At 42.1% G+C, this 26,281-nt stretch carries 22 protein-coding genes; 17 read left to right on the top strand and 5 right to left on the bottom strand.

Annotated features, from left to right (window positions below; all coding sequences use genetic code 11):
* The first annotated feature begins 25 nt into the window (after positions 1-25).
* The 3 genes from BV375_RS17245 to BV375_RS17235 all read left to right on the top strand — a co-directional run bounded on the left by BV375_RS17245 (position 26) and on the right by BV375_RS17235 (position 3,587).
* Positions 26-952, top strand: coding sequence for a M48 family metallopeptidase (locus tag BV375_RS17245; RefSeq protein WP_243713966.1), 927 nt, complete (start codon positions 26-28; stop codon positions 950-952).
* A gap of 173 nt (positions 953-1,125) precedes the next feature.
* Positions 1,126-2,280 (top strand): CapA family protein, encoded by a 1,155-nt coding sequence (locus BV375_RS17240; RefSeq protein ID WP_086762557.1) that lies wholly within the window; start codon positions 1,126-1,128, stop codon positions 2,278-2,280.
* A 161-nt stretch (positions 2,281-2,441) separates the two neighbouring features.
* On the top strand, positions 2,442-3,587 hold the full coding sequence (locus BV375_RS17235; RefSeq protein ID WP_086762555.1) for an STM4014 family protein: 1,146 nt from the start codon (positions 2,442-2,444) through the stop codon (positions 3,585-3,587).
* Positions 3,588-3,751: 164 nt separating this feature from the next.
* Here BV375_RS17235 and galT read toward each other — a convergent pair whose 3' ends face one another.
* Together galT and BV375_RS17225 are read right to left on the bottom strand one after the other, a co-directional pair.
* Positions 3,752-4,852, bottom strand: coding sequence for a galactose-1-phosphate uridylyltransferase (galT, locus tag BV375_RS17230; RefSeq protein WP_086762553.1), 1,101 nt, complete (start codon positions 4,850-4,852; stop codon positions 3,752-3,754).
* Positions 4,831-6,714 carry a glycoside hydrolase family 2 TIM barrel-domain containing protein gene (locus BV375_RS17225; RefSeq protein ID WP_086762588.1) on the bottom strand — a complete coding sequence of 628 codons (1,884 nt, stop codon included), beginning with the start codon at positions 6,712-6,714 and terminating at the stop codon, positions 4,831-4,833. Before BV375_RS17225 ends, galT begins: the two co-directional genes overlap by 22 nt.
* An 822-nt stretch (positions 6,715-7,536) precedes the next feature.
* Here BV375_RS17225 and BV375_RS36930 point away from each other — a divergent pair.
* From BV375_RS36930 to BV375_RS17175, 12 genes are all read left to right on the top strand, one after another.
* Positions 7,537-7,707: a hypothetical protein gene (locus tag BV375_RS36930; protein WP_166507465.1), complete on the top strand. Its 171-nt coding sequence runs from the start codon at positions 7,537-7,539 to the stop codon at positions 7,705-7,707.
* A gap of 397 nt (positions 7,708-8,104) precedes the next feature.
* Entirely contained in the window at positions 8,105-10,141 is a 2,037-nt protein-coding gene (gene ligA / locus BV375_RS17220; RefSeq protein ID WP_086762551.1) for an NAD-dependent DNA ligase LigA, read from the top strand.
* Between the two features lie 310 nt (positions 10,142-10,451).
* Positions 10,452-10,718: a type II toxin-antitoxin system ParD family antitoxin gene (locus BV375_RS17215; RefSeq protein ID WP_086762549.1), complete on the top strand. Its 267-nt coding sequence runs from the start codon at positions 10,452-10,454 to the stop codon at positions 10,716-10,718.
* On the top strand, positions 10,715-11,020 hold the full coding sequence (locus BV375_RS17210) for a type II toxin-antitoxin system RelE/ParE family toxin (protein WP_086762547.1): 306 nt from the start codon (positions 10,715-10,717) through the stop codon (positions 11,018-11,020). Before BV375_RS17215 ends, BV375_RS17210 begins: the two co-directional genes overlap by 4 nt.
* Before the next feature lie 389 nt (positions 11,021-11,409).
* Positions 11,410-12,546 (top strand): HAMP domain-containing sensor histidine kinase, encoded by a 1,137-nt coding sequence (locus tag BV375_RS17205; RefSeq protein WP_086762546.1) that lies wholly within the window; start codon positions 11,410-11,412, stop codon positions 12,544-12,546.
* Positions 12,539-13,216, top strand: a complete 678-nt coding sequence (locus tag BV375_RS17200) for a response regulator transcription factor (RefSeq protein ID WP_086762544.1) — start codon at positions 12,539-12,541, stop codon at positions 13,214-13,216. Before BV375_RS17205 ends, BV375_RS17200 begins: the two co-directional genes overlap by 8 nt.
* Before the next feature lie 144 nt (positions 13,217-13,360).
* Positions 13,361-15,493, top strand: coding sequence for a substrate-binding domain-containing protein (locus tag BV375_RS17195; protein ID WP_086762542.1), 2,133 nt, complete (start codon positions 13,361-13,363; stop codon positions 15,491-15,493).
* Complete coding sequence (locus BV375_RS17190; protein ID WP_086762541.1) at positions 15,471-16,136, top strand: FHA domain-containing protein; 666 nt, start codon at positions 15,471-15,473, stop codon at positions 16,134-16,136. The genes BV375_RS17195 and BV375_RS17190 overlap by 23 nt, the downstream gene beginning before the upstream one ends.
* Before the next feature lie 667 nt (positions 16,137-16,803).
* A complete protein-coding gene (locus BV375_RS38725) occupies positions 16,804-16,926 on the top strand; it encodes a hypothetical protein (RefSeq protein ID WP_279432932.1) in 123 nt (40 codons plus the stop codon).
* A gap of 402 nt (positions 16,927-17,328) precedes the next feature.
* On the top strand, positions 17,329-17,808 hold the full coding sequence (locus BV375_RS17185; protein WP_086762540.1) for a hypothetical protein: 480 nt from the start codon (positions 17,329-17,331) through the stop codon (positions 17,806-17,808).
* Between the two features lie 59 nt (positions 17,809-17,867).
* Positions 17,868-19,421 carry a GMC family oxidoreductase N-terminal domain-containing protein gene (locus BV375_RS17180; protein WP_086762539.1) on the top strand — a complete coding sequence of 518 codons (1,554 nt, stop codon included), beginning with the start codon at positions 17,868-17,870 and terminating at the stop codon, positions 19,419-19,421.
* Between the two features lie 409 nt (positions 19,422-19,830).
* Positions 19,831-20,586 carry an alpha/beta hydrolase gene (locus BV375_RS17175; RefSeq protein ID WP_086762538.1) on the top strand — a complete coding sequence of 252 codons (756 nt, stop codon included), beginning with the start codon at positions 19,831-19,833 and terminating at the stop codon, positions 20,584-20,586.
* Between the two features lie 170 nt (positions 20,587-20,756).
* Here BV375_RS17175 and BV375_RS17170 read toward each other — a convergent pair whose 3' ends face one another.
* A complete protein-coding gene (locus BV375_RS17170; RefSeq protein ID WP_086762537.1) occupies positions 20,757-21,395 on the bottom strand; it encodes a nucleotidyltransferase family protein in 639 nt (212 codons plus the stop codon).
* Positions 21,396-21,534: 139 nt separating this feature from the next.
* Positions 21,535-22,248 carry an SDR family oxidoreductase gene (locus BV375_RS17165; protein ID WP_086762536.1) on the bottom strand — a complete coding sequence of 238 codons (714 nt, stop codon included), beginning with the start codon at positions 22,246-22,248 and terminating at the stop codon, positions 21,535-21,537.
* Between the two features lie 396 nt (positions 22,249-22,644).
* Here BV375_RS17165 and BV375_RS17160 point away from each other — a divergent pair, with 396 nt between their 5' ends.
* Both BV375_RS17160 and BV375_RS17155 read left to right on the top strand, forming a co-directional pair.
* Positions 22,645-24,030, top strand: coding sequence for a cytochrome P450 (locus BV375_RS17160; RefSeq protein ID WP_086762535.1), 1,386 nt, complete (start codon positions 22,645-22,647; stop codon positions 24,028-24,030).
* A gap of 109 nt (positions 24,031-24,139) precedes the next feature.
* The gene (locus BV375_RS17155) at positions 24,140-25,150 is read left to right on the top strand and encodes an NADP-dependent oxidoreductase (RefSeq protein WP_086762534.1); all 1,011 of its coding nucleotides are present in this window, start codon (positions 24,140-24,142) and stop codon (positions 25,148-25,150) included.
* Positions 25,151-25,209: 59 nt separating this feature from the next.
* Here the strand turns inward: BV375_RS17155 and BV375_RS17150 are convergent, their stop codons facing one another.
* Positions 25,210-26,181: a D-glycerate dehydrogenase gene (locus BV375_RS17150; protein ID WP_086762533.1), complete on the bottom strand. Its 972-nt coding sequence runs from the start codon at positions 26,179-26,181 to the stop codon at positions 25,210-25,212.
* Positions 26,182-26,281: the final 100 nt, after the last annotated feature.

Here is a 26,281-nt window from a genome sequence, read left to right as displayed (position 1 = left end):
TCTGTGCTCTGCAACCCTGCCAGTCTTGGCTAAACCAACCCCACAGAGAAAACCAGCCGCATCCACATCTTCAACAATCTACGAGCAAGCTAAAAAGCAGCTACCTGAAGATTTTTATGCTCTGTATCGAGTCGTAGATCGGATTGCACGTGCCAATGAATTTGATACTCGACCTTGGCGGATTGTGGCTATTCCTAAGTATGATGTTAATGCCTTTGCCACAGATGTCAATCTTATTGCTGTGTATGATGGCATACTTGACCAATTAGCAGGCGATTCTTCGGCATTGGCTTGTGTAGTCGCTCATGAAATGGGTCACCATGTGAAGCGACATCTCGCTGTTGGTGCAGCTCAAAAAACTGAGTTGATTGCCAAAATTGAGGAAGAAGCGAAGAGAGACGTTTTAGGAGAACAACAAGCAGCAAATAACGAGTCAACCGCTGCTGTTGTTGGTGGTGCAGTGGTCAATCGTGCCATCGGGGGAACTATCGGTGGTCTGTTGGGATCGGTACTTGGCAATCAAGGTGTGCAACGCCAAGCAGATTCACAAAAGCGTATCAATCAAATTATTGAAACCAAGAAAAAAGAGCTAGAAGAACGTCTAGCGGCACAGGAACGCCAACATGAGTCTGAAGCAGATGAAATTGGCTATATAGCTTCTGTAAAAGCTGGGTTTGAGCCAGAAGGCTGTCTAAGAGTCATGCAGGTTTTATCTCAAATTCCCGGTTCCGAAGCTGATACAGATCATCCAGCTGTACCCAAACGAATTGAGGCGATTAAAGCTTTAATGATTAAATATCCACCTCAAACTTTGACGAAAGAAGGTGAAGCAAGAATCTCTAAAACAAAGCCTCTAACGTATAACCTTTCTAAAGATCAAACCTCGTTAAGAATTAACTCTACTCGTGGTGGTTCACAAGCAGATGATATAGACCGGAGATTTGGTAAGTAGAACTACTATATTTAGCGCAGATTTATTTAAATCAATTGCAGGAATAAATCCAACACAAGAAACCATGTGTTGGATTTCTATTTTGTGTTAAATTTTACCAAAACAACCGAATAAAATATACAAAGATTTTTAATTTGTGGGATAAACTGATGCCATTGTGTGAGGAGTGAACGATGGTTAATCAAAAGCTGGGACGTTTATTCTCAGTGGGGTTTATCAGTTTTTGTTTTTGTTTGGGTATTAGTATAGGAATTATTATCCGTTTTGGACAGATACAGCGTTCAAATGCTGCAACGAAACCTACTGATAATCTGCCATTTCCCTTTGTTATCCCTGAAAATCAGCAAATACCTTCAGACACTATAACTATTAAAGCTGTTGGAGATGTGATTCCGGGAACCAATTTTCCTAACTATAGACTGCCGCGGTTTCGTGATGAACTGGTGCCAAAATCTGTAAGAGGTTATCTGCAAGGGGCTGATATTTTGTTTGGAAATTTTGAAAGTAGTTTAACTACCTATCCCTACAGTTCTAAGGATATGAGTAAAGGACAAATTTTTGCCTTTCGCTCTCCGCCTGATTATGCCAAGCTGTTTGCTGATGTTGGGTTTGATGTACTCAATTTAGCGAACAATCATGCAATGGACTTTGGCCCTGTAGGCTTTCAAGATACAGTAAAGAATCTTGCCTTTGTTGGTATAGAAACATTAGGCCATAAAAATCAAATTCTCTATTTGGAAGCTAATAATATTCCGGTAGCAATGATCGGATTTACTACCTATGATTTTTACAATTCAGTTAATGATTTAGCAGCAGCAAAAGCTCTGGTATTAGAGGCTAAAAATAATGCAAACATTGTAGTTATATCTATGCAGGTAGGGGCTGAAGGTACAGGAGCATTACACGTTAAAAATGAAACAGAGTTTTTCTATGGAGAAAACCGAGGCAATTCTATGAAGTTTGCTCGGACAATGATTGATCTGGGCGCAGACTTAGTTATAGGACACGGCCCTCATGTTCCCAGAGCACTAGAAATCTATAAAGGCAAACTGATTGCTTATTCTTTAGGCAACTTTTTGGGATATCGGACTTTATCTACCGCTGCTGAGACAGGCTACTCAATGATTTTAGAAGCTAAACTTAACTCCAAAGGAGATTTGGTGTCTGGTAAAGTTATTCCTATTCATCTAGATCGTCAGGGAATTCCCAGAGTCGATCAGCGTTTCCGCACTGTGGGACTTCTGCGTTATTTAAACAATCAAGATTTTCCCAAGAATCCAGTAAAGTTTAATCGAAAAGGCGAAATTGTTGTGATGAATAGCCAGTAGTGAATTCTATAATTTACGAAGAAAAGTAGAAGAGAGACTTACTCCATTTGGGTAAATTTCAAGTGGAGCAAGTTGCGCAACCACAGGGTAAAAACGAAAACGAAGAATTAGAATTTGGCGATCGCTACAGCTTGTTTGTATGAATAAAACAAATATCAAAAATGCTTAACTTCATCCTCATCGCCAACCCCGAAAATCGCCGTGTCAGTTTCCTCCAACAAGTGATCGCTCATTTCAATTTACCACCAGCCACCGTAGTAGATTACGCAGACTTGATAGCAGGTAAACAAACCCTCGAACAATTTAACGCACCCAACACTATTATCCGCTTCGACTCTCCAGAAAAGAACTTTGATATTGACAAAGCCATCATCGCCTTAGGTTTTAACGTATCGGATAACGGACAACACCAACGCATCAGTTCTAGGGAAGCTACCGAATTAGAATTTGACAAAGGACGCATCCTCTACCCGCGACAGTGGTATTTAGGCTGGCGGTATCTCTTGGGAACATGGGAAACATTATTTTCTCCCCTTCTCAGTTGCAGGGAGGGGTACTTCATGAACCATCCCCAAGACATCGCAGTGATGTTTGACAAACCAGCTTGTCATGAAATATTTAGCCGCCACAGCATTCCCGTTCCACGTTCGCTAGGTAAAATTTACAACTACGACCATTTGCGCGAACAAATGCAAACGCAGAGAATAGAACGGGTATTCGTCAAACTTTCCCACGGTTCCGCTGCTTCTGGAGTCGTTGCTTACCGAGCAAATTCGCGTTTTGAATCAGCCATTACTACCGTTGAACGAGTGCGGGAAAACGGGCAAACCTTGCTTTATAACTCCCGTAAAATTAGGCACTACACACACTATGAAGAAATCGCTGATATCATCAACATCTTGACAGCAGAAGGCGTACAAGTAGAAGAATGGCTACCCAAAGCACATTTGCAAGGATGCGGCTTTGATTTGCGGGTGGTGGTTATTAATGGCGAAGCACAGCACATTGTTGTTCGCCTTGGCAAAAGTCCAATGACAAATTTGCATCTAGGGAATGAACGAGGTGATTCTGAGGAATTTTTAACAAAACTTGGTGCAGAAAATTGGGAGATTATGAAGCAAACTTGTGAACAAGTAGCAGCTTTATTTCCTAATAGTTTATATTGCGGAGTCGATTTATTAATTTTACCCGATTGGAAAACTCATGTCATTTTAGAGATTAATGCATTTGGAGATTTATTACCAGGTATTTTGTGGAATGGTATGGATACATATACAAGTGAAATAAAAGCGATTTTGCAACTATAACAGGACTTACGCAAGGACTATGATTTTACGTCATTACGAGCGAAGCGAAGTAATCGCAAAGGCTTAGTTTTTCGTCACGAGTGCGTAAGTCCTAAAATTGTCTAAAAATCGGAAAAAGCGCATCTCGTAAGGGATGCGCTTGCTTTAGTTTCTCTATTTTTCCTTTATGCGGAAATTGGCATTTCAATATTTACAGCGATCGCTTGTAACTCCTTCGCCTTCTCCTCTGGTAAGGCATCATTGGCAAACATTCCAGCTGCGAGTTCGGTTCCTGCTAAGTACTTTAGCCTGTCGCTGGTGCGATAGGGTGGATAAAACTGGGCGTGTAAATGCGCTTCTGGATGAGGTTTGCCATCTGTGGGCGCACCAAACCAAGCCATCAGGTAAGGAAATGGACGATGCCACAAACCGTCATACTTAAGAGTGACGGTTTTTAAGGCCCTGGCAAGTCCCTGACGTTGCTTTGCACTCAGGTCATAAAAGTTAGGAACTGGTTGTTTGGGAGCAATCCAAACTTCGTAAGGGTAACGCGCACATACGGGGACAAATGCGATCACTTCCTCATCTTGATAAATAATTCGTTTGTTGTCGGCTATCTCTTTTTGAATTAAATCCGCTAACAAACCCCGCTGATTTTCTTGATAAAATTGCCGCTGCATCTCCAACATCCTTGCTGGCACAGGCGGTATAAAAGGATAAGCATAGATTTGTCCGTGGGGATGGTGTAAAGTCACCCCTACCTCGACACCTTTATTTTCAAAGGGCAGCACATACTGAATTTGGGGATTTGCGGCGAGTTCGCGGGTGCGATCGCCCCACACCTGTAACAGTAAATCTAGGTGATCTAATTCTAAGGAACTGAGGGAAGCATGAGGGTCTTGAGTAAAAACTACTACCTCACACGCACCATTAGCAGGTAAAGTTTCCACAATGCTCGCTGGTGGATCGTGTGCCGTTACCTTCATAGAAGGAAAGCGGTTATCGAACACAGCTATGTCATACTTCCCTTGAGGTAGTTCTGTGGGAAACTCTTGGTTGCTGGTGGGTGCGAGGGGGTTATATTCTGGGGGCGGCATGAAAGTCCGCCCTTGACGATGGCTGGCATAAGCTACCCATTCTCCGCGTAAGGGATGCCAGCGCAGGTGGGGATTTGCTTGCACTGGCTCATTACTGGGACTAGGAGCCGTTATGTCATCAGCAATCGGGTAGCGACTATATAAAGTCAGTTGGCGGCCATCTGGCTTTAACAACTTGTGGGAGTACATAATCCTCCAGAAAGGGTGGCGGCGCGTATCGTCTCTAGTGGAATCTTCGGTGTGCGATCGGCGTACAACAATCCGTTAGCTTCTTGGAAAGTATCGGTGAGTTGTGTGTAACAAAAACCGCTGAATATATCGATATTATTCACACTTTCCAGCAGAGCAGTATATTTGATTTCTAGCTCAGAGAGATTCCAGCAGCGCTCATATCCCCAGGCTTTGTTAGCATCAGGCTGATCTTCTGGCGCATAGGCAATTCCACCAAATTCGGTCAGCATGACTGGCTGTCCCTGATGGGGATAGTTGTCCAGTGTGAGGATTCGTCCTCCGGGACGCTGACGATTAAATAAATCTGATAGCTTTACTTCTGGGCCATAGCGATGAGCCAAATGCTCGGGATTGGTGTCGTAGTCATGAATGGCGAGAATGTCAGTATCTGTACTTTCCCAGCCATCGTTACCAATCACTGGGCGAGTCGGGTCAAGGGTCTTGGTTAAGTGATACATGGCCAAAACATAGTTCCGGTGAGCCTTTGTCTCAACCAGATTGGGCACTCCCCAAGACTCATTAAATGGCACCCAAGCCACAATACACGGGTGATTGACATCACGCTTGATGACTTCCGTCCACTCGCGCGTCATGCGTTCCACTGCTTTCGGCGAAAAGCGATAAGCGCTGGGCATCTCTTCCCATACTAACAATCCCAGCACGTCTGCCCAATATAAAAAGCGGGGGTCTTCAATTTTTTGGTGCTTGCGGACTCCGTTGAAACCCATTGCTTTTGCCAGTTCCACATCTCGCCGCAACGCCTGCTCATCGGGCGCAGTCATCAGGCTATCAGTCCAGTAGCCTTGGTCTAGAACCAAGCGTAAGTAGTAGGGACGACCGTTGAGCATAAAGCGATCGCGCTGTATGCTCACAGTCCGCAAAGCTGTATAAGATATTACTTGATCTAGCAGCTGACCCTCATACCATAACTGAATAACAGCATTGATTAATGTGGGTTTTTCTGGACTCCATAGCAATTCGTTACGGTAGTCGTCGATACCTGGGTCTGAAAGGGAAATGCGGCGGTTAATCTCGCCATTAAATACTTCATAGGTATCATTAGCCAGCACGCGATCGCCCACAGTCAATTTCATCTTCATTTGGATGCCCGTAGCCGGAGCATCACCTGCGATCGCAGCATAACAACCAATTTCCCACCGCTCAAAGTCGGGAGTCCAGCGGATGTGATCTATGTAACTCACTCCCACACGTTCCACCCAGACTGTCTGCCAAATTCCAGTGGTGCGAGGATACCAAATACTGTGCGGTTCCAGTTGCCAATCCTGCTTACCACGAGGCTTGGCGAGGTCATGAGGATCGTCTTGCGCCCAAACTGTCACTTTTGTCATGCCACTGTCATCTAAGACAGCAGTAATGTCCATTGTGAAATTGGTGTGTCCGCCTTCATGTTCACCTATATATTGATCGTTAACCCAGACACGAGCGCGGTAGTCCACAGCGCCAAAGTGCAGTAATAACCTGCCCTCACCTGGTGGCGTTACAAATTCCCGTTCATACCAGCAATTGGGATGAAATCCAGTATCAGCAATCCCACTTTTGATAGATTCGGGAGCATAGGGAACTTGTATATCATGTGTCCAGTGGCTCAGGTCTCTGGGGTGAGCGCATTTGCCTTCGTCATCAAATGCGAATTTCCACAGACCATTGAGACTTTGCCAATGCGATCGCGTGGAATCTGTGCTAGAAATTCGCCGCAACTGTGGACGTGGATAAGCCGCGTCAATTAAGTCTAAACTTGGCTTATGATCGGCATGAGATTTTAAATCAACCGCGCTATTAGCTAACTCCAACAAATTCATCGCCATATATTCCTAATTTGCTATAGAAAGAATTTTAAAAAACTTGCCTCTTGCTCAAACTTCCAAGAGTTCGATATGTACAAATACCTAAAACTCTTTGCTAACTGCCAATCAAACTCTGCCCTAGTAGTAAATAACTAAATGTAGAGCTTGCTTGTTAGCAAATGAGTAATTTACCCCTATGGTAGTTAGAGGCATTCAATTAGGTATTACCTTTCGGCTCGTGACATTATGGCATACTTGAGACAAAAGTTAATGATAAATTTTGACTAAAATTTAAAATACATTTTTTACTGCTTAACATCAAAATCAGAGCCTCATATTAATTATTTTAATGCTAGATATATATAGATGATTTGGCTGCAATTTGAGATAAAGTCACCTAGCATGGCTTTTAATGAAGTAATTGACTGCAAATATATTTTTATTAGCTTAAAATGCCTTAAATCGAGAATTAATTCAGCAATCCTAGATTGTTTGTAAACAATCATAATTTCTCTTAAAATCTCCTTTCAAAGCCTCTGCGCGAGGGACATTTTCAAGCAAGTTGCTAGCCTCTGGCAACAGCGAACGCGTCTACAGGGGAAGGGGAGATACAAGAATCATACGTGTCAACTTAAGCGAAAACGCTTATCCCACGAGCGTTTTACCCCTCCCCTTTATTCTCCTAGTTTTGGCTTTAGACAAAACTGGGGTGGGGTAACGCAGATCTTGATGGAACGTGAGAAAACGCAAAATCACACTTTGATCAGGGTTACGCGTTAAGTTTACACCAATTCTAGGAAAAAATGAGACAGATGCGTAGGTTGGGGAGCCACTCACGTGGGCGGGTTTCCCGACTTGAGTGAAGTGGCGTTTGAACTGAGTGAAACCCAAAAATTACAAGACTTTGAAGTGTTGGGTTTCGTTCCTCAACCCAACCTACATCCACATCATATTTTTTGTGAAATGGTATTACACCAATGCGCGGGGATGCAATTTGAAGATTATTAGCTTACCTTCTTTGCGGGAACCTCTTTGAGGAACGGTGAGCTTCTCTTCTCCCAAGGGGAGACGCTGTGCGAACGAGACGCTAGGCGAACGCTAACGCAGAACTTTTCGATCTACTGAAAGTACTCTACTCGTCGCCAATTGATTGGCAAAGCCCGTTTTTATCGAAGGAGTGGTGTAAAAATAAGTTGAACAATTTAATATTTGTAGTGCGGGCCGGAAAGCCCGCGCGAGCTTTTCGGCTCGCACTACTTATTTTTACTTGATGCCTAAAGTTGCAGATGTAAGATAGCTCACCAATTTTTTGCCCAAGTCTGAAAGCCAGTAGCTATACTAACAAAACGTGCCTCAACAGGCTTCGTCGTTAATTTCTATTCGCTCAGTATTTTGCAAAAAGTCAATGACACAGAGTCAGCCTGAAATCAAGCGCGTAGAAGAACTACGCCAGTTGTTGCAGCAAGCTAGCTATGCTTATTATGTCCTAGATGCACCCATCATGGAAGATGCAGTTTATGACCAGCTGTATCGAGAGTTGCAACAACTAGAAATCCAGTATCCAGAACTAGTGACAGCCGATAGTCCCACTCAGCGCGTGGGTGAGAGACCAGCAACACAGTTTACATCGGTGCGGCATAATATCCCCTTATATAGTCTGGAGAATGCCTTTAATACTGATGAGTTGCAAGCATGGGATCAGCGTTGGCGGCGACAAGCCCCAAAACTCGACTCAGTAGAGTATGTCACGGAACTGAAAATTGATGGTTCTGCGATCGCACTTACCTATCAAAATGGTGTTCTCACTAGGGGTGCAACTAGGGGTGATGGAGTGATGGGTGAAGATATCACTCAAAATGTGCGGACAATTCGCTCAATTCCCTTACGCTTAAATTTTGCAGGGTTAGAAATTTTAGAAAAGGTAGAAGTTAGAGGTGAGGCATTTTTGCCGTTGGATGTGTTTAAACAAATCAACGAAGAAAGGCAAAAAGCAGGCGAGCAATTATTCGCCAATCCCCGCAATGCCGCAGCTGGTACACTCAGACAATTAGACTCCCGCATTGTAGCTCGCAGGCGCTTAGATTTCTTTGGCTATACGTTGCACATTCCTGGCAGAGATGATGCCAGTATTGCCAATACGCAATGGGAAGCTTTGGAGTTGTTACAAAGGATGGGTTTTCGCGTCAATCCCAACCATAAGCTTTGTCCTTCCTTGGCAGATGTGGGCAACTACTACAACTATTGGGATACAGAACGGCTAAATTTAGCCTACATGACTGATGGGGTGGTAGTGAAGCTAAATTCCTTTAAGCTGCAAGAACAGCTGGGATTTACTCAGAAATTTCCGCGCTGGGCGATCGCGTTGAAATATCCCGCCGAAGAAGCACCTACCCGCGTAGAAAATATTGCGGTGAACGTTGGCAGAACTGGGGCGTTAACACCGTTAGCAGAGATGCGCCCAGTGCAACTAGCCGGGACGACAGTTTCCCGCGCTACTTTACACAATAGCGATCGCATCGCTCAATTAGATATCCGCATTGGCGATACTGTAATCGTCCGCAAAGCTGGGGAAATTATTCCAGAGGTAGTAAGGGTACTTAAAGAACTCCGTCCCCCTGAAACTCAACCTTTTGTCATGCCTAGCCATTGCCCAGTCTGCGGACAGCCAGTGGTGCGTGAATTGGGTGAAGCCGTTACTAGGTGCGTTAATGCTTCCTGTGCTGCCATCCTCAAAGGCGCAATTGAACATTGGATATGCCGTGATGCCTTAGATATTAAAGGTATGGGAGAAAAGTGTGTACATCAACTCGTTGATAAGGGTTTGGTACATTCTGTAGCTGATTTATATGACTTGACAGAACAGCAGTTATATGAATTAGAAAGGATGGGGCAAAAGTCAGCGCAGAAATTAATTGATGCGATCGCCCAATCGAAAAACCAACCTTGGTCACGGGTGTTGTATGGTTTAGGCATCCGTCATGTTGGCAGTGTGAATGCCCAATTGATCACTGAAAAGTTTTTCTCCGCAGAAAAATTAGCTCAAGCCGAGCAGTCGGATATTGAAAGTATTTATGGTATTGGTGCCGAAATTGCCGAGTCTGTACATCAGTGGTTTCAGATTACTGCCAATCAAACTTTGATTTCTCGCCTAGAAGCCGCAGGGTTGCAATTAGCAACTACCGAAGAAACAACAATTGCTGATGGTAATCAAAAGTTAGCTGGGAAAACTTTTGTTGTCACAGGTACTTTACCTACCTTAAAGCGAGATGAAGCGAAAGCTTTAATTCAAAAAGCTGGCGGTAAGGTGACAGATTCAGTGAGTAAAAAAACTGATTATTTACTTTTAGGTGAAGATGCAGGTTCTAAGTTAGCCAAGGCTGAGGCTTTAGGAATTACTCAATTGACTGAGGCTGAGTTTTTGGAGATGCTGGAGGATAGATAGTCTGAAATATCAATTGAGTAATCTGCAAATGAAAAAATAGACAACAAAGATACAGGGGAATTATTACAGAGGTTTCTCCCTCATCTTCCTTGTTTTATCGTACTCAGGAAATTCCAATTCAAAAAATATCCATACGTAAAATACCCCGAATGTAGTGAAGTTGTTAAGTAGATGGACATAATTAAACGTAAAATACAAAAGTTTAAAACCCTGATAGCAACTGGCTTTTCCCTTCTGCCTTCTGCCTTCTGCCTTCTAATTAGAACAAGAATAGAAAATATAATGTGCTGTCAACAGAGGTATTGAACCCATGAGTATCAATCTTAAACCCGAACACGAGCAATTTATAAGAGCGCAAATTGCTAGCGGTAGATTTACAAATCCAGATGAAGTAATTGATACAGCATTAAGATTACTGGAAAAATCAAATCATGAGTATATTCAGTGGGTAGAAGAAACTCGCCAAAAAGTAGAAGTCGCCATTACAGAACTTGACCGAGGTGAAGGATTAGATGGTGAGACAGTTGTTATGCAAATCCTTGAAAGATTCCAAAAAGCGCGTGAGACTTCAGAATGAGTCAATATATTATCTCACCGTCTGCAAGCCGAGATTTAAATGAGATTGCGGATTATTTTTTGACGAGAAACTTGGAAACAGGCGAAGCACTTTTTCGAGAATTCAATAAAAAGTGTCAAAATTTGGCAAACTTTCCTAACATAGGACGTACTTATACTCACATAAATTCTCAGTTGCGTGGTATTCCACTTGATGGTTATATCATTTTTTATCGAGTGCTTGATAATGGAGTAGAAATTTTGCGTGTAGTGAGTGCGCGTCGGGATTTAGAATCATTGTTTTCTAATTCAGATGATTCTTAAAGAGTTATTAAGCTGAAGATAAATTATAGTCAGAAGTCAACACCGTATTAACCTTGGTAAACGCGCGACACTCAACCTTAGGCAAATGATAATATTTGATTATAGTTAACTTTCCTCCCGCTTAAGTTTTTAGCCAGGAGGTAGTTTGCATTAGCGATCGCCTCCTCAATGATGTCTTCAAGAAAATTAAATATTTTTTGCCCTGTATAGTTTTATGCTGTTCTGCAATACAGCGGCAGTTTTTACCGAAGGCTGGAGGTGTTTAACTTACATTCGCGATCGCAGCCTATATACCCAATTCTTTCGTCAAGTATTAGTCAGTACTAAATTTTCTGGGTGTATTTATTAACTTAAGTATAAATCTTTATTTGCAAAAAGTGAGTCAAGCTATGACAATAAGCTTTTCTCTACAGCAGGCAGAACAGGATTTGAATGATTTAAGTTCATTCAATATTCAAAGTTTTTGCCAGCTACAATCTGAGCAGTTAACTAGTCATTATCCCATTTTATTTGCTCGTATTGTCTACCATGATTGCCTCTTGAAAGCTCATCAAGAAGTAATTAGTTATGCTCAAACACAAACTTCTTTTTCTCAGAAAAAGTTAGCTTATTTGCGTTCGGAACAGTGGCTTACTCAATATCCTCTTGCATTTGAATTACAGGAATTTAAGCTGAATGATTTTTCTGGATTTTCTTACATTTGTCCTCTAGGCTATAGAAATCAAAAGCCTGAATATATTCAAATAATTGCCGATCAACCACTTTCAGTGGAATTGCACCAATACATACAACAATCGGCCCTGCTACTTGGTAAGTATGCAAGTATATATTTAGTATATGGTAGACAAAAATTTGAAATTCAACTACTGGAAGAAGTTCTGCATAAAGTAGGGCATCAATTGCGTAACTCCTTAGCTATGATCGGTCTTTATGCCCATAATTTATATTTGGGTTTAACAGGTAATCACTGGCAAGAACAAGCAACAATCATACGTGAAAGTATCCAAGATTTAGATACTAATTTAAATGAGCTACTAGATTGTGGGCAAGGAGCAAAATTAAGAAAATCTTCCCAAGACCTGAGAAGTTTAATACTGGAAAGTATCAAAGGATTACTACCTCTTATTAATCAAAAGCACCTGACTATTTCTATTCCTGATACATCTACAAATTTAATAATAGACCGCTTGCAAATGAAGCAAGTATTCGATAATTTGCTGAGTAATGCAGTTTATTTTAGTCCTAATTTCACAACTATTACTTGTAGTTGGCAAATTTTTCAAGATGAAGTGCTAATTAAAATTATTGACCAAGGGCGAGGAATATCTCAGGAAGATATCAAAAAAATATTTACTCCTTTTTATTCCCGTCGCCCAGGAGGTACAGGACTGGGTTTAACTATTGCCAGAAAAATTGTTTTAGACCATCACGGAAACTTATGGGCACAAAGTGTATCAGAAGGTGGAGCGCAATTTTGTGTAATTTTGCCTCGACCGAAAATTTCTAGGAGTGTCAAAGATGGTTAATAGTCAAAAACTTTCAGTTTTACTTGTAGATGATGAAGAACGTTTTCGCCAAGGGATACGTACTCTACTAAATTTTTATAATATTAATGCTGCATTACCTATAGAGGTAGTAGGTGAAGCAGACTCTGTAGAACAAGTTTTAAAACTTACACAGCAGAAGTCTCCAGATTTAATCTTACTGGATTTACAATTAAGCGGTAGTGATGGCATTACAGTATTAGTTCGGCTGAAGGAAACGGCTTATACTGGCAAAGTTTTGGTATTATCAGCCCACCAAGAAGATGATTGGATTTTCCGCGCTATGCAAGCAGGCGCAGCAGGTTATGTGTTTAAAAGTCGTTTGGCGACTCAACTGGGTGAAGCTATTAATACTGTGATTAAATCAGAGATTTATCTACCTTCCGAAGTTGCTAGCCGATTTTTCCGTTTCTTTCAAGCTTATTCTGATTCTTCATTGAGAGCTTGCCATAAGTTACACTTAACAGAAAGAGAACAAGAAGTTTTATACTGGTTAGCTCAAGGTGCTTCTAATGAAGAAATTGCCAAGCATTTATATGTAACAGTTGCTACGGTAAAAGCTCATCTCACTAGCATTTTCGAGAAGTTGAAAGTTACTAGCCGGACTCAAGCTATTGTAGCTGCTCTCAAGTTAGGACTTGTGAAAGCTTAAGAGTTATTAGTCATTGGTCATTGGTCATTTGTCATTTGTCATTTATTATTTCTCCCCACACTCCCTTGTCCCCCTTCTCTTCCTGGGTAGTGTACAAAGTCAATAAAACTATCTTCTGCTTTGTGCTTTCTGCTTTCAATACTTATGCATTCATCTGAATACTTCTATCAAGAATACCCTTGCTCTTACAACGCTCCTTTAAATTGCGATCGCCCTTTCCAAACAGCACAGGAAATCAAAGGAGCTAGGTTTTGTTTGGAATGTGGTTTTCCCGCAACTTTACCACAGGAGGCAGAAATTAAAGGCAATTGGGGCACATATCAGGTGAATACTTTTTTAGGAGTGCGGGGTAATGGTCGGTTATACGCAGGTATTCAAGTTAAGGATCAACAGCCTGTAATCATTAAAGAATATCTGCTACCCAGCCATTGTTTTAATGAAAAAGAGACTCTTGAGCGTAAAGAAACTTTTAAGCGGGTGGGAGGGGTAAGTTTAGCGGATAGTAGAACCCCAAATTTTCGGCTTGTCAATACTTGGGAAGCGATCGCAGATGAAAAAGGAGAGCGCTGTTATTTAATTACTAAAGGGACAGAAGCATCCCAGACTTTAGCCCAATATCTTACCCAACATGGAGCAATGACAGCGCCTCAGGTGCGTGAGGTACTAAATCAGGCTCTGCAAACTCTAGAATTTCTTCATAGTCAAAAGCTGCGGTTCCCCTCAAATCAAGTACAGCAAGGACTAGCCCACGGAAACCTCAGTTTGGATAGCATTTTAATTCAAGTTGAAAATAATCAACAATATATATATTTTGACGATTTAGCTATCTGGGAAAATGTATTTATCCCTCCTTCTATTCCCCAACCTGCACCATCTAAGCGGGAGCAAGATTTAGAAGCATTAGGATTAGTGGCTTTTTATTTATGGGTAGGAAGAACAACTAATTATTCTAATCAGCCTCTCGACCCCAGAGAAAATGAACATTGGCCCAATATTGATCATGATTTAAAGAAGTTTATTTACCGCTTACTACGGTTAGAAAATCCTTTTTTTAGTGCTGAAGCTGCTCGCCAAGCGCTATTGCAACTACCTCAAGAGAATCTACTAGCAACTAGTTTAAGTCCATTACCTACATCACAAGAACAAGACAAAGGTTTACGAACAAAATTAGTTTGGCTAGGAATTCTAGCTTTCCTATTACTGGGAGGCGGAATTCTGTTTTATCTTTGGCAGCGTCATCAACCAGAAGATAATAGCAAATATATAACTTGGTTTGGGCTGGTACGCAATTTTTCTGAAGTCAACAACGTTCCTTCAGGCAAATTCACCTACACAGGCGAAAAGGATGGAACATGGAGTTTTATTTTGAAACAACAGGTTGACAATAATAGTTTAGAAGAATTATTAACAAATCCCAAGCCTGAAGTAAAAGCAGAATTCACCTACGAACCTGTTTCTTCAGTAGATATAGACAATCTTACTCAACCTATAGAAGAAGTCACGATTGGTAAGAAAGATTTTGCAATTACTAGTTTAGTAGATAAAATAACAGATAAATTAGAGCAAACAGCAGTTGTTAATGATGGGTTACTTGTATATGTAGCATTTAATAAAAAAGATTCAAATTTAGCGAATGCTCTAGGCGGAAAAATTACCTTGGAGCAATTACGCCAAATTTATACAGGTAAAATTACTAATTGGCAACAAATTAATTCTAATCTTCCTAATTTAGATGTTAAAGCCTTTGCGCCAACCGAACCAGAAGCAATACAAAAATTTCAAGAAATAGTATTGAAAAACGACGCTCAAGACAAAGCTTTATTTGCAGCCAAGATTGAGAAATTGGATACAACAAAAACCCAAAACCAGATACGCAAAGAAATTCTTGAAGGGCGAAATACTGGCATTATTGGTTTTGGTATTATCGGTAAAACTTGGGCCCAATGTACGGGCTATCCCCTAGCTATAGTTGATAATAACAAACCAGCCAGTCAACCGCTATTTCAACGGCGTGAACATCGCCCAATCAATACCTCAGATGACCTGTGCCAGCACGATAACTATTTTTTTGATGTAAATGCTTTTCAAAGCTATCCTTTAAGATACCCTATATTTGTGGTGTACCCTAAAGACAAAAGTCGCCAGTCATCTGGGTCTACATTTGCTGAGATACTAACTACTCGTCAGGGACAGTGTTTACTTAGTAAAGTAGGTCTTATCCCTTTACAACCTATACCTGATGATATAAATTCCTATGCCTGCAAATCGGTGCCCTAATCCTAATTGCGAATATTTCAACCGCGCTTTGCCTAACAATGCTAAGGTTTGCCCTTGGTGCTCAACTCCTTTGGGTAATGTAATTACACCTACGCCAACTAGACCTGTTTCACCACAACCAACTCCACCACAACCGACTCCACCACAACCAACTCCACCACAAGCAAATCCTCCACAACCTGTCCAACCTCCACGACCAGTAGTAAATCCACCCACCTATCAACCCCCCGTCGATTATTCCACAGAGTATCAGCAACGAGTTCCTCCCTATGTTCCACCTGTACAGCCTGCTTATACTCCGCCACCGCCAAGGTTGCCACTTTTAAAGCTAATTCACACTACAGGTAGAGAATTCCAGTGGTCTGGAGAAGTAGGTTATATTGGCCGCCGCAGTCAAAGTATGACTGTTCCGCCAGAAATTGACTTAACTGGTCTTCCTAACGAGGGAATAATTTCTCGTCGCCATGCGCGAGTCTATTGGGACTGGTCGCAAAATGCTTACATGATTGTTGATATGAGTACAAATGGTATTTATTTAAATAACACTCCTTTAAATCCTGGCGTGCAATATCGTTTGCTCAATGGAGATTCATTGCAGTTCGGTCAGGATAATCTTGTGCGGTTTACAGCTTATGTTATGTAATATAGCAATCCGAATTGAAATGTTAAGAATATATGTAACCTGAGTTCGGGTTAAGCCAGAAGCTAAAAAGCTTATTGTGTATAGATTGAGCAAAATTCTAAGTGGTAAAAGAAGTGATTAAAGTGGAATCGTTTCGTCAATAAGGTTCACAAATGAGATTAATATCAACAACATGCCTTATTGAAAATATATGAAAACAAAGTTTCAGACCAGACAACGAAAAATCAAGGGGTTTGAGGATTTCTTATCCCGAACTCAGGTTATGTAGGATTATTCTCAAGTCAAAAAGTAAAATTTTACTAAGCCTTGGTGACATATTAAGGGTAATTAGCCGGACATCATATAATCTATAGCGATCGCTCCTTGGAGTTCCTCAACTTGTAGCAGCGCAATTTCTCATCACTTAGTGCAGCCTCTCCGCACAAAAAATTAACTTGTTGGTGACAAATTAGATGAGGTTCTTGATGAATGAGATCTCATTGATAGACAACTCGATCTGGTTGGTCACAAATGCGATCGCCTTCTCTATGGATGAGTACTCGTTGATAAACAACCCGATCTCGTTGGTCACAAATGAGATGAGGTTCTCTATGGATGAGGTGATTCTGGTAAAGAAAGCTAATTTTGCGTAGACACTACCTGCGTAGGCCATCGCACTTTGCGTTTTATGAAAGATAAATTTGAGCGATCGCATTTTGTAGAAGTTGGAGCGATCACACTGTCTATATTGGCAAACCTCGAATTAGCAGCGCTTATACCAATTCCAGCAAAAAATGAGACAGATGCGTAGGTTGGGGAGCCACTCACGTGGGCGGGTTTCCCGACTTGAGTGAAGTGGCGTTTGAACTGAGTGAAACCCAACACTTCAAAGTCTTGTAATTGTTGGGTTTCGTTCCTCAACCCAACCTACATCCACATCATATTTTTTGTGAAATGGTATGACAACATTACCTAGTTGCAATTAACTAATACCAAATCAAATAATGTTTGCGACACATCAATAATATTCTAGAGGTCACAGCACTGCCGTGACCCTACAATCTGTCGCATTCTTTTTTCAAATTGGTATAACTTATCCCAACACATATTAGTCTGGTATTCAAGAGATTAGCTTTTTGTAAAGTTTTAGCAACTAATGCCAGAAGTGACCACTTAAGTTTCTAAATTAAAATTAATTAATGGAGTGATTCTGATGATTCATCACATTTCCATTGCCGCTCAAAATCCGCTTCGCGTTGCAAGCGTACTGGCAGAAATTTGTCACGGTAAGCTCTTTGATTTCCCAAATCCTGGCGGTAGTTATGCCGTGGTTGTATTTGATGATTATGGCACTGGAATTGAAGTGTTTCCTTTAGGATCTGTGTGTGTTCCCGCTTCGGACACAGAACCAAGCAAAGTTATCCAAACATCCAGTTCGCCAAGCTTTGTGGCAACTCATGTCGCAATTTCTGTACCTGCTAGCCAAGAGCAAATTGAGCAAATCGGTATGCGTGAAGGTTGGCAAGTTGCGCTTTGTGACCGCGGGGTGTTCAAAGTAATTGAGTTTTGGGTGGAGAACTGGCTATTGTTGGAGTTTTTGCCTCCTGAATTTGCAACTCAATATTTGCAATCAGTCCAACCTCAGATCGTGGAACAAGTGTTTGGTCAACCAATCCCAATAACGCAAGTTTAAAGCAGGTTTACTATTAGCGATCGCTGAAATACAAATTTTGCAATTAACAAAGATAATCTATGACTGAATACGATTATATTGTGATTGGTGCAGGCTCGGCGGGCTGTGTTGTTGCCAACCGCCTCACAGAAGACGGTAAAACAACCGTTTTATTACTAGAAGCAGGCAATCCGCCTACCCTACCAGAACACCAAATTCCTCTAGACTGGATAAAACTGTGGGGCACAGAGGTAGACTGGGCATATTTTACGGAAGAAGAACCGTACATCAATAACCGCAAAATTTATTGTCCGCGTGGGAAAGTTTTGGGTGGCACCAGTTCGATCAACGCCATGATTTATATTCGAGGCAATCGTCATGATTACACTCGCTGGCAGGAGTTAGGTAATCCTGGTTGGAGTTACCAAGATGTGTTGCCCTACTTCAAGAAATCCGAAAACCATCAGCATGGTGCATCTCAATTTCACGGGGTTGATGGATTGCTGAGTGTTACAGATCCCTTAGCACCTGCTGTCACATCACATCGATTTGTCGAAGCAGCAGTTGCACTTGGTTATGATCGCAATCCTGATTTTAATGGCGCACAACAGCAGGGAGCCGGACTTTACCAGTTAACTATTAAAGATGGTAAGCGGCACAGTACAGCAGCAGCATTTCTATTACCCATTTTAGATCGTCCCAATTTAACAGTTACCACTGCTGCGTTAGTCACTCGGTTATTGTTTGAGGGAACGCGCACAATTGGAGTGGAATATCTGCACGAAGGAACGATACACCAAACCTTTGTAAATCAGGAAGTAATTCTTTCTGCTGGCGCGTTTGATTCGCCCAAACTGTTGATGCTCTCTGGCATTGGCAATGCAGAACATCTGCGATCGCTAAATATTCCCGTAGTTGTTGATTTACCTGGTGTCGGTCAAAACCTCCAAGATCATCTTTCTGTCATAGTTGCATACCAAGCAACTCAGGATCTACAACCAGCTGCAACTAGTAATATTGGGGAAGCTGGATTGTTCCTGCATACTGAAGGTCGTTTAGATACTGCGCCAGATTTACAGTTTCACTGTGGCCCTGTTTTGTGGACACCTCCTGGCTATGCCCGTCAAGGTGCAGGATTCGCAGCTTCAGTCTGTGTGACTAATCCCCAAAGCCGTGGTCATCTCACTCTGCGTTCTGCTTCGCCTCAAGATCCACCTGTAATTCAGATGAACTATCTCCAAAGTGAATCTGATTTGCAAAAGCTAGTTGCAGGAATCAAAATTATCCGCCAGATATTCCACTCGTATGCATTTGATGACTTCCGAGGTGAGGAAGCTGCTCCCGGTGCTGATGTAACTAGTGATGAAGCACTTCAAGCTTACATCCGGGAAACCTGCGAAACTGTATACCATCCTGTCGGCACTTGCAAAATGGGAACTGACACCGATTCTGTAGTAGACCCTGAACTGCGGGTAAATGGAGTTGAGAGGTTACGTGTAGTGGATGCCTCAATTATGCCAACCCTTATCACGGGAAACACTAATGCCACCACAATGATGATTGGCGAAAAAGCAGCCGATTTAATTAAAGCCGCAGGTGGTGTTTCACAACAAGCGCTTTTAACAAGTGCGTAGACGCTTCCTCGGTTTATAGCCCAATACCGTTCAGTTAACACGAATTCTAGGGGCACGGCACCGATAAAATTATGTGATGCACCGAAAGATTATGGATGCCATGCCCCTACGACATATCGCATCTCAGCTTAGCAAATTACTTGTGATATGTCCGCAGCGAGTGTATGGTTATCAGTTATCTCGATTATCTAAAGAAGGTTTTTCTGTTAGTAGGTGTAAGCAACTAGTCCAGCTAAAAAGTTAACCATAAAGTTGAGTACAATCAAATAGTAATGTTAAGTTTTTTATATAACTAATAAATTAAAGTTTGGCACGATCTTAATTTGACTAAGATTCTCTAAAAGCTTTACAAAAAATTTTAAAAGCTAATTATTAATTTTTCTATTTTTTATCTTAATAGGATGTTCAAATGCCAGAAACTCAAGTTGGAGATATTAGCATTTACTACGAGGTTAAAGGCAGTGGTTATCCGCTACTCATGATTATGGGTTTAAGCTTCAGCCTTTTGGACTGGGGGGATGCGTTCCTTGATGAAATGGCAAAACATTACCAAGTCATTGTGTTTGATAACCGCGATTCTGGACGTACAAAAAGTCAGTCAATAGAAAACTACACAACTGCTGATATGGCAAATGATGCAGCAGGATTGCTAAATGCTTTAGGAATAGCACAAACTCATGTTCTTGGAGGCAGCATGGGTGGTATGATTGCTCAACAGTTTGCCTTAAGACATGCTAGCAAGCTAAATAAATTGATATTAGCCTGCACAATGGCAGGTGGAGATTGTAGCGATTTCGACCCCAATAATCGAGGAGATTTATTGGATATTCTTTTTCCAGAATCATACTTAGCTATTTCTCATAACCGGGAAAAAGCAGAAGATTTTTTCAAAAAGACCTCACCTTATCACAGTCAGCAAGATGGTTTGATAAGACTACTACAGGCGCACAATACTCACGATACCTGTAATTTATTGCAAGGCATTAAAGCACCTACCTTAATCATTACTGGAGATAGCGATTCCGTAATTCCTCCTGGCAATAGTAATATTTTAAATAACAGAATTTTGGGTTCAGAACTCAAAATTATTAAACAAGCCGGACATGGCCTTCTTTATAGCCATACTGCTGAGTTTGCAAAAATTTTGATTGATTTTTTATCTTAATTAACGTGAATTCGACGAATTTAAAATCCGTTTGCAATGACAAGTGTTCAATCGGACATAATATAATCAGCGGTAAACTCAAATCCAAATTTTACAGCGGCTGTAGAAACTATTCGTGACCTTGCATTTTGGATACAGCAACTTTGTTGATGTGTAGAAAATCTTTTAACTTAAATCAAATCAATGTTACTTGAGAGCAATTTTTGATAATCTTTTGGAGTATCAATATCAATATTGCCTTGGTTGAAAGGAATAGAAAATACTTGAGAAAGGTTATTATGAATAACTTTTTTTGCTCCTGAAGTTCCTTGTAACTCAGCAAGTTCTGAAAAAAATATTTTACTAAACAGAGCAGGTACACCTAATGTTCCTGCATATTCGCAAGCAACAATAGGTTTTTTTGTTGAATAATATGCGTCAACAAGTTGATTAATAATTTGGGGTGAAAGAAATGGTTGGTCGCAAAGTACAATAACTACTGCTTCAATATTCTGCGAAAGATTATGCAAAAATTGAATCCCGCTGTTGATGGAAGCACTCATTCCCCAAGCCCAATCTAAGTTTTCAACGATGCTTACGGGAAGGTGATTGATTTGGGGACGAATCTGTTCTGAATATGCTCCAAGTACGACTATCACAGGGTTACAAACTGAAGCGATCGCCATTTCTGTGATGTATTGTACTAAACTCCGTCCTTGATAAAACAACAACTGTTTTGGTGTACCCATGCGAGTAGATGCACCGGCAGCCAGAATCATAATGGCTATGGTTGATTTTTCAGTTTCTATTTGGTCAGTGGTAGATTCCATAACAGCTGATTGCGGTTACTTTCATAGTATTGGTAAATGAATTGCAATTTCCTAAAAACCACCATTGTGATTGTTGAGTACTGCTTATATTTCTACTGGTGTATCTGCACTGATGGCAATTTTGATTGAATGCCTAGACTTACCAAGCTAGAGGCTTTTGATCGCGGAAGAATCCGCCTGTTGGGCCATTTTCAGGAAGTGTTGCTGCCCAGACAATCCCTGCGGCACCTTGTTCAATAGGTCGTCCTCCTGCGCCACCCATCTCGGTTGCAACCCAGCCTGGGCAAACTGCGTTAACGAGAATGCCAGTTCCTTTCAACTCATCAGCCAGTTTACGAGTTAGTGCATTGAGTGCTGCTTTCGACACGCCGTAAGCGGGTATGCCACCACTCATGCTTGTCAACGCCCCAGCGCCACTAGAAACATTGACAATTCGTCCGCGTTGGCTTTGGCGTAGTAATGGAATAAATGCCTGACACATGCGCCAAGGGCCAAAGACGTTAGTTTCCAGTGCTGTGCGTACCGTATCCAAGTTGGCATCGATCGCCTGCTGCCAAGTATCGTAGAGAATACCAGCATTATTAACAAGGATATCCAATCGCCCAAACTTTTGTTTGACCTCGGTCGCTAGGCGATCGATACTCTGTTGATTAGTCACATCGAGCCAACGGGGTAAAACCTCAAACCCTTCTGTTGCCAATGTCTCGGCGGCAGCTTTTCCCTTTTCTAGGTCACGCGCTCCTAAAATCACAGTAATATTTTGATGAGCTAGTTGGCGTGTAACTTCCAGCCCGATGCCTCGATTTGCACCAGTAACGATCGCTAAACTTGGTAGTTGCTTTTCTAAGTTCATTTGTATTCCTAAGTTATTGTCATTGGATAGAGCAATCAAAGTTGTGCTTGGACAATATGGGTTTAGATGCCGATCAAGCCCAAGCACTTGACTGAAGAAAAAATCAGAGCGCAAGCGTACTAGCTACAAAAAACACTTGCAGTTGTAAATTAGTCTACTTCACTAGTAAAAAGCGATCGCTAATGAAATTATTGAGCAATCTTCTTTGCTAATACCAAATCAAATAATGTTTGCGACACATCAATAATATTCTAGAGGTCACGGCAGTGCCGTGCCCCTACAATCTGTTGCATTCTTTTTTCAAATTGGTATAACAAATCTCTCTTTTTGATGAGGAATTCAATTGCATAGGAAATTACTCTTCTGAAAGACAGACCAGCGTGGAGCATTTCTGCTATGCCTCAAGATATATTTGAGTTACCAGCACCGCCAATTAACTCGATTGTTGGGCATTTAGTTGACCTCGGAGAAGATCCATTAGGCTTTCTTACCCGTTGTCGCGATTATGGTGATATTGTTCCTTTACGCTTAGGTTTAACACCCTCTTGTTTGCTGACTAATCCTGAATATATTGAAGAAGTCTTAAAAAATCGCGAGATTTTTATTAAAAGCCGAGGCTTTCGTGTTTTGAAAACTCTACTGGGTGAAGGGTTATTAACAGCAGAAGGAGAATCCTGGTTATGGCAACGTCGCCTAGCTCAACCTGTGTTTCACCAAAGGCGGATTAATGAATACGGTGAAACAATGGTAGAGTACACCAACCAAATGTTGCAAACCTGGCATGATGGCGAAATCCATGATATTCACGCAGATATGATGCGCTTAACTCTGGCGATTGTGATGAAGTGCATTTTTAACGCCGATGTGAACGCAGGTGAGGCGAAAGTGGTTGCTAATGCCTTAGATGTGACAATGCACTGGTTTGAAAGTAAGCGGCGGCAGAATTTTTTGGTGTGGGAATGGTTCCCCAGACCGGAAAATGTCCGGTATCGTCATGCTGTGGCGGAAATGGATGCAGCTATTTATAAATTAATTAGCGATCGCCGTAATAGTAACGAGAAAACCAACGATTTGCTTTCGATGCTGATGGAGGCGCGGGACGAAGAAACTCAGCAACAAATGGACGATAAGCTACTGCGAGATGAAGTAGCAACCTTGATGCTGGCAGGTCATGAAACCACCGCTAATACTTTATCTTGGACATGGATGCTTTTATCACAACATCCGCAAGTTCAAGAGAAACTCTCTGCCGAGTTAAACCAAGTTTTGCAAGGAAAGTTGCCTGCAATACAAGACCTTCCCCGCTTACCATACACCCAGCAAGTAATTAAAGAGTCAATGCGGTTGTATCCTCCAGTATCACTCTTGGGGCGAGAAGCAGCGCAAGATACGACAATTGGCGACTACGAAATTTCCCAAGGCACGACGATTATGCTCAGTCAGTGGGTAATGCATCGCCATCCCAAATATTTCTCCGCTCCCGAAGCCTTCCAACCCGAACGCTGGACAGAGGAATTTGAGAAGCAACTACCGAAAGGTGTATATTTTCCTTTTGGAGATGGTCCGCGAATTTGTATTGGTAAAGGCTTTGCTCAGATGGAAGCAGCTTTATTATTGGCTACGATCGCCCAACGCTTCCAGATAGAATTAGTACCAGGGTTCCCCATTGTACCGCAACCTTCAATCACACTCCGCCCTGAATACGGTATTAAGGTACAGATTAAGCAAATTGCTAATCAGGGTTCTGCACCTGAGCAACAACAAGTACCTGTAACGCGCTGAAAAGGAGACGCGGAAGAGAGGGTGGGGAGTGTGGGGAGTGTGGGAAGAGTGAGGAGGCAAGAGAGACAGGGGAGTATGAGAAAGACAAATGACAAATGACAAATGACAAATGACAAATAAACAAATCTTACTAAAAAGCCGCCCAGTAGGGGAGCCAAAAGAGAGTGATTTTGCTCTTGTTGAAACCCCAATTCCAGAACCGGGAGAAGGCGAAGTTTGCAACCGTACTATCTACCTGTCACTCGACCCTTATATGCGTGGTCGCATGAGCGATCGCGAGTCCTATGCTGCGCCTGCGGAGTTAGGATCTGTAATGGTTGGTCACACTGTTAGCCAAGTGATTAAATCTCACCATCCTAATTTCTCAGTTGGTGATTTTGTGCTTGGTTATGACGGTTGGCAAAGCTACGGTGTAGCCAAAGGCGAGACTTTGCGTAAACTTGACCCGAATCAAGCACCTATTTCTTATGCTTTGGGTGTCCTGGGTATGCCGGGAATGACTGCATATTGTGCTTTGCTGGATATTGGTCAACCTCAAGCAGGCGAAACAGTAGTTGTCTCTGCTGCTTCGGGTGCAGTCGGTTCTGTAGCTGGTCAAATTGCCAAAATCAAGGGCTGTCGAGTAGTGGGAGTTGCCGGAAGTGATGCCAAATGCGATTACGTAGTCAAAGAGTTGGGTTTTGATGCTTGTATCAACCGCAAAGTTCAAGATTTTCATGCTGAACTAAAAGCAGCTTGCCCCAATGGTATCGATGTTTACTATGACAATACTGCTGGCGCAATTTTAGAAGCAGTGTTACAGCAAATCAATCTGGGAGCCAGAATTCCATTGGTCGGTTTAATTTCGCAGTATAACGCCGAAAGTGCGCCTCCTGGCCCTAATTTAATGCCAATTTTGGTTAAACGTGCGCTGATCAAAGGTTTTCTTGTTGGTGATTATCAACATCGTCAGCCAGATTTCTTAAGTGATGTTTCTCAGTGGTTGCGCGCTGGGAAGTTGAAGTATAAAGAAGACATTGTAGAAGGTCTGGAAAATGCTCCCAAAGCTTTTATTGGTTTGCTGCAAGGAGAAAACTTTGGCAAGCTGATTGTTAAAGTCAGCAATGACCCGACAATATGACGCGGAGAGAAGGGAGTATGGGGAGCAGGGGAATAAAATAGACTATTTTCTACTTTGTGTTAACCATAAACCTCTGGGTTGACGCAATGAGGAAGACGATCGCCTTTTAATCCTGCGATCAGGTTTGCGATCGCAATATCTGCCATTTTTGCCCGTGTTTGGCGGCTGGCGCTACCGATGTGCGGTGTAATAATTAAATTTTCTAATGCCAGTAAGGGGCTATCCATTGGGATCGGTTCCGGTTCTGTGACATCCAAAGCAGCGGCGGCGATTTGCTTTTGGTCAAGTGCCCGATACAATGCATCCTGGTCGATGATGCTTCCCCGTGCGGTATTAATTAAAATAGCTGATGGCTTCATTAACGCAAACTGGCGATCGCTCAATAGATGATGAGTGTCATCAGCGCCAGGTGTATGAATGGTGATGAAGTCAGATTCTTGCAGTAAAGTTTCTAACGGTACAAACTCCGTACTGAAAGCTTTTTCTACTTCTGGCTCTAAGCGATGTCTGCTTGTATACAGAATTCTCATGTCAAAACCTTGAGCACGACGGGCAACAGCTTGTCCAATGCGCCCGAAGCCGATAATGCCCAAAGTAGCGCCTGCAACATTCGGCCCTAGTAATAAATCTGGTTCCCAGGTTTGCCACAAACCAGCGCGGGTAAATCTATCTGCTTCCACAACTCGGCGTGCGGCTGCCATGAGTAACGCCCAGGTTAAATCTGCGGTAGCATCTGTTAATACACCGGGAGTATTACCCACGGGAATCTTCTGCGCTGTAGCCGCTGCGACATCAATGTTATCGTAACCTACAGCCATTTGACTAATAACTTTCAGCTTAGAATTTGCGATTAATTGCTGGTCAATTCTGTCAGTTAGCAGACACAACAACCCATCTACCTCCTTTACCTTAGCCAGCAAAACCTCGTAAGGCGGCGGTTGACGTTCCGGCCAAACTTCCACAGAAGCGACAGCATTTAGTTGTGCTAAATCAGTAGGTAGACGGCGAGTGATGAAAATTTTGTTTGTCATTGGTCATTGGTCATTGGTCATTGGTCATTAGGCATGGGGTATTGTGCATTGTGCATTTCTTCCCCTGCTCCCTTGTTCCATGTCTCCCCACACTTCCCAC

This window comes from Nostoc sp. 106C (assembly GCF_002154725.1).
Lineage (GTDB): Bacteria > Cyanobacteriota > Cyanobacteriia > Cyanobacteriales > Nostocaceae > Aulosira.
The sequence above is the reverse complement of the archived record's forward strand: the minus strand, read 5'-3'. Positions and strand labels throughout refer to the sequence as shown.

Bases quoted from the DNA above. Each gene is read 5' to 3' on its own strand.
- BV375_RS17240 (WP_086762557.1), top strand. From the start codon at position 1,126: ATGGTTAATCAAAAGCTGGGACGTTTATTCTCAGTGGGGTTTATCAGT.
- BV375_RS17235 (WP_086762555.1), top strand. From the start codon at position 2,442: ATGCTTAACTTCATCCTCATCGCCAACCCCGAAAATCGCCGTGTCAGT.
- galT (WP_086762553.1), bottom strand. From the start codon at position 4,852: ATGTACTCCCACAAGTTGTTAAAGCCAGATGGCCGCCAACTGACTTTA.
- BV375_RS17225 (WP_086762588.1), bottom strand. From the start codon at position 6,714: ATGAATTTGTTGGAGTTAGCTAATAGCGCGGTTGATTTAAAATCTCAT.
- ligA (WP_086762551.1), top strand. From the start codon at position 8,105: ATGACACAGAGTCAGCCTGAAATCAAGCGCGTAGAAGAACTACGCCAG.
- BV375_RS17215 (WP_086762549.1), top strand. From the start codon at position 10,452: ATGAGTATCAATCTTAAACCCGAACACGAGCAATTTATAAGAGCGCAA.
- BV375_RS17210 (WP_086762547.1), top strand. From the start codon at position 10,715: ATGAGTCAATATATTATCTCACCGTCTGCAAGCCGAGATTTAAATGAG.
- BV375_RS17205 (WP_086762546.1), top strand. From the start codon at position 11,410: ATGACAATAAGCTTTTCTCTACAGCAGGCAGAACAGGATTTGAATGAT.
- BV375_RS17200 (WP_086762544.1), top strand. From the start codon at position 12,539: ATGGTTAATAGTCAAAAACTTTCAGTTTTACTTGTAGATGATGAAGAA.
- BV375_RS17195 (WP_086762542.1), top strand. From the start codon at position 13,361: ATGCATTCATCTGAATACTTCTATCAAGAATACCCTTGCTCTTACAAC.
- BV375_RS17190 (WP_086762541.1), top strand. From the start codon at position 15,471: ATGCCTGCAAATCGGTGCCCTAATCCTAATTGCGAATATTTCAACCGC.
- BV375_RS38725 (WP_279432932.1), top strand. From the start codon at position 16,804: ATGAAAGATAAATTTGAGCGATCGCATTTTGTAGAAGTTGGAGCGATC.
- BV375_RS17185 (WP_086762540.1), top strand. From the start codon at position 17,329: ATGATTCATCACATTTCCATTGCCGCTCAAAATCCGCTTCGCGTTGCA.
- BV375_RS17180 (WP_086762539.1), top strand. From the start codon at position 17,868: ATGACTGAATACGATTATATTGTGATTGGTGCAGGCTCGGCGGGCTGT.
- BV375_RS17175 (WP_086762538.1), top strand. From the start codon at position 19,831: ATGCCAGAAACTCAAGTTGGAGATATTAGCATTTACTACGAGGTTAAA.
- BV375_RS17170 (WP_086762537.1), bottom strand. From the start codon at position 21,395: ATGGAATCTACCACTGACCAAATAGAAACTGAAAAATCAACCATAGCC.
- BV375_RS17165 (WP_086762536.1), bottom strand. From the start codon at position 22,248: ATGAACTTAGAAAAGCAACTACCAAGTTTAGCGATCGTTACTGGTGCA.
- BV375_RS17160 (WP_086762535.1), top strand. From the start codon at position 22,645: ATGCCTCAAGATATATTTGAGTTACCAGCACCGCCAATTAACTCGATT.
- BV375_RS17155 (WP_086762534.1), top strand. From the start codon at position 24,140: ATGACAAATAAACAAATCTTACTAAAAAGCCGCCCAGTAGGGGAGCCA.
- BV375_RS17150 (WP_086762533.1), bottom strand. From the start codon at position 26,181: ATGACAAACAAAATTTTCATCACTCGCCGTCTACCTACTGATTTAGCA.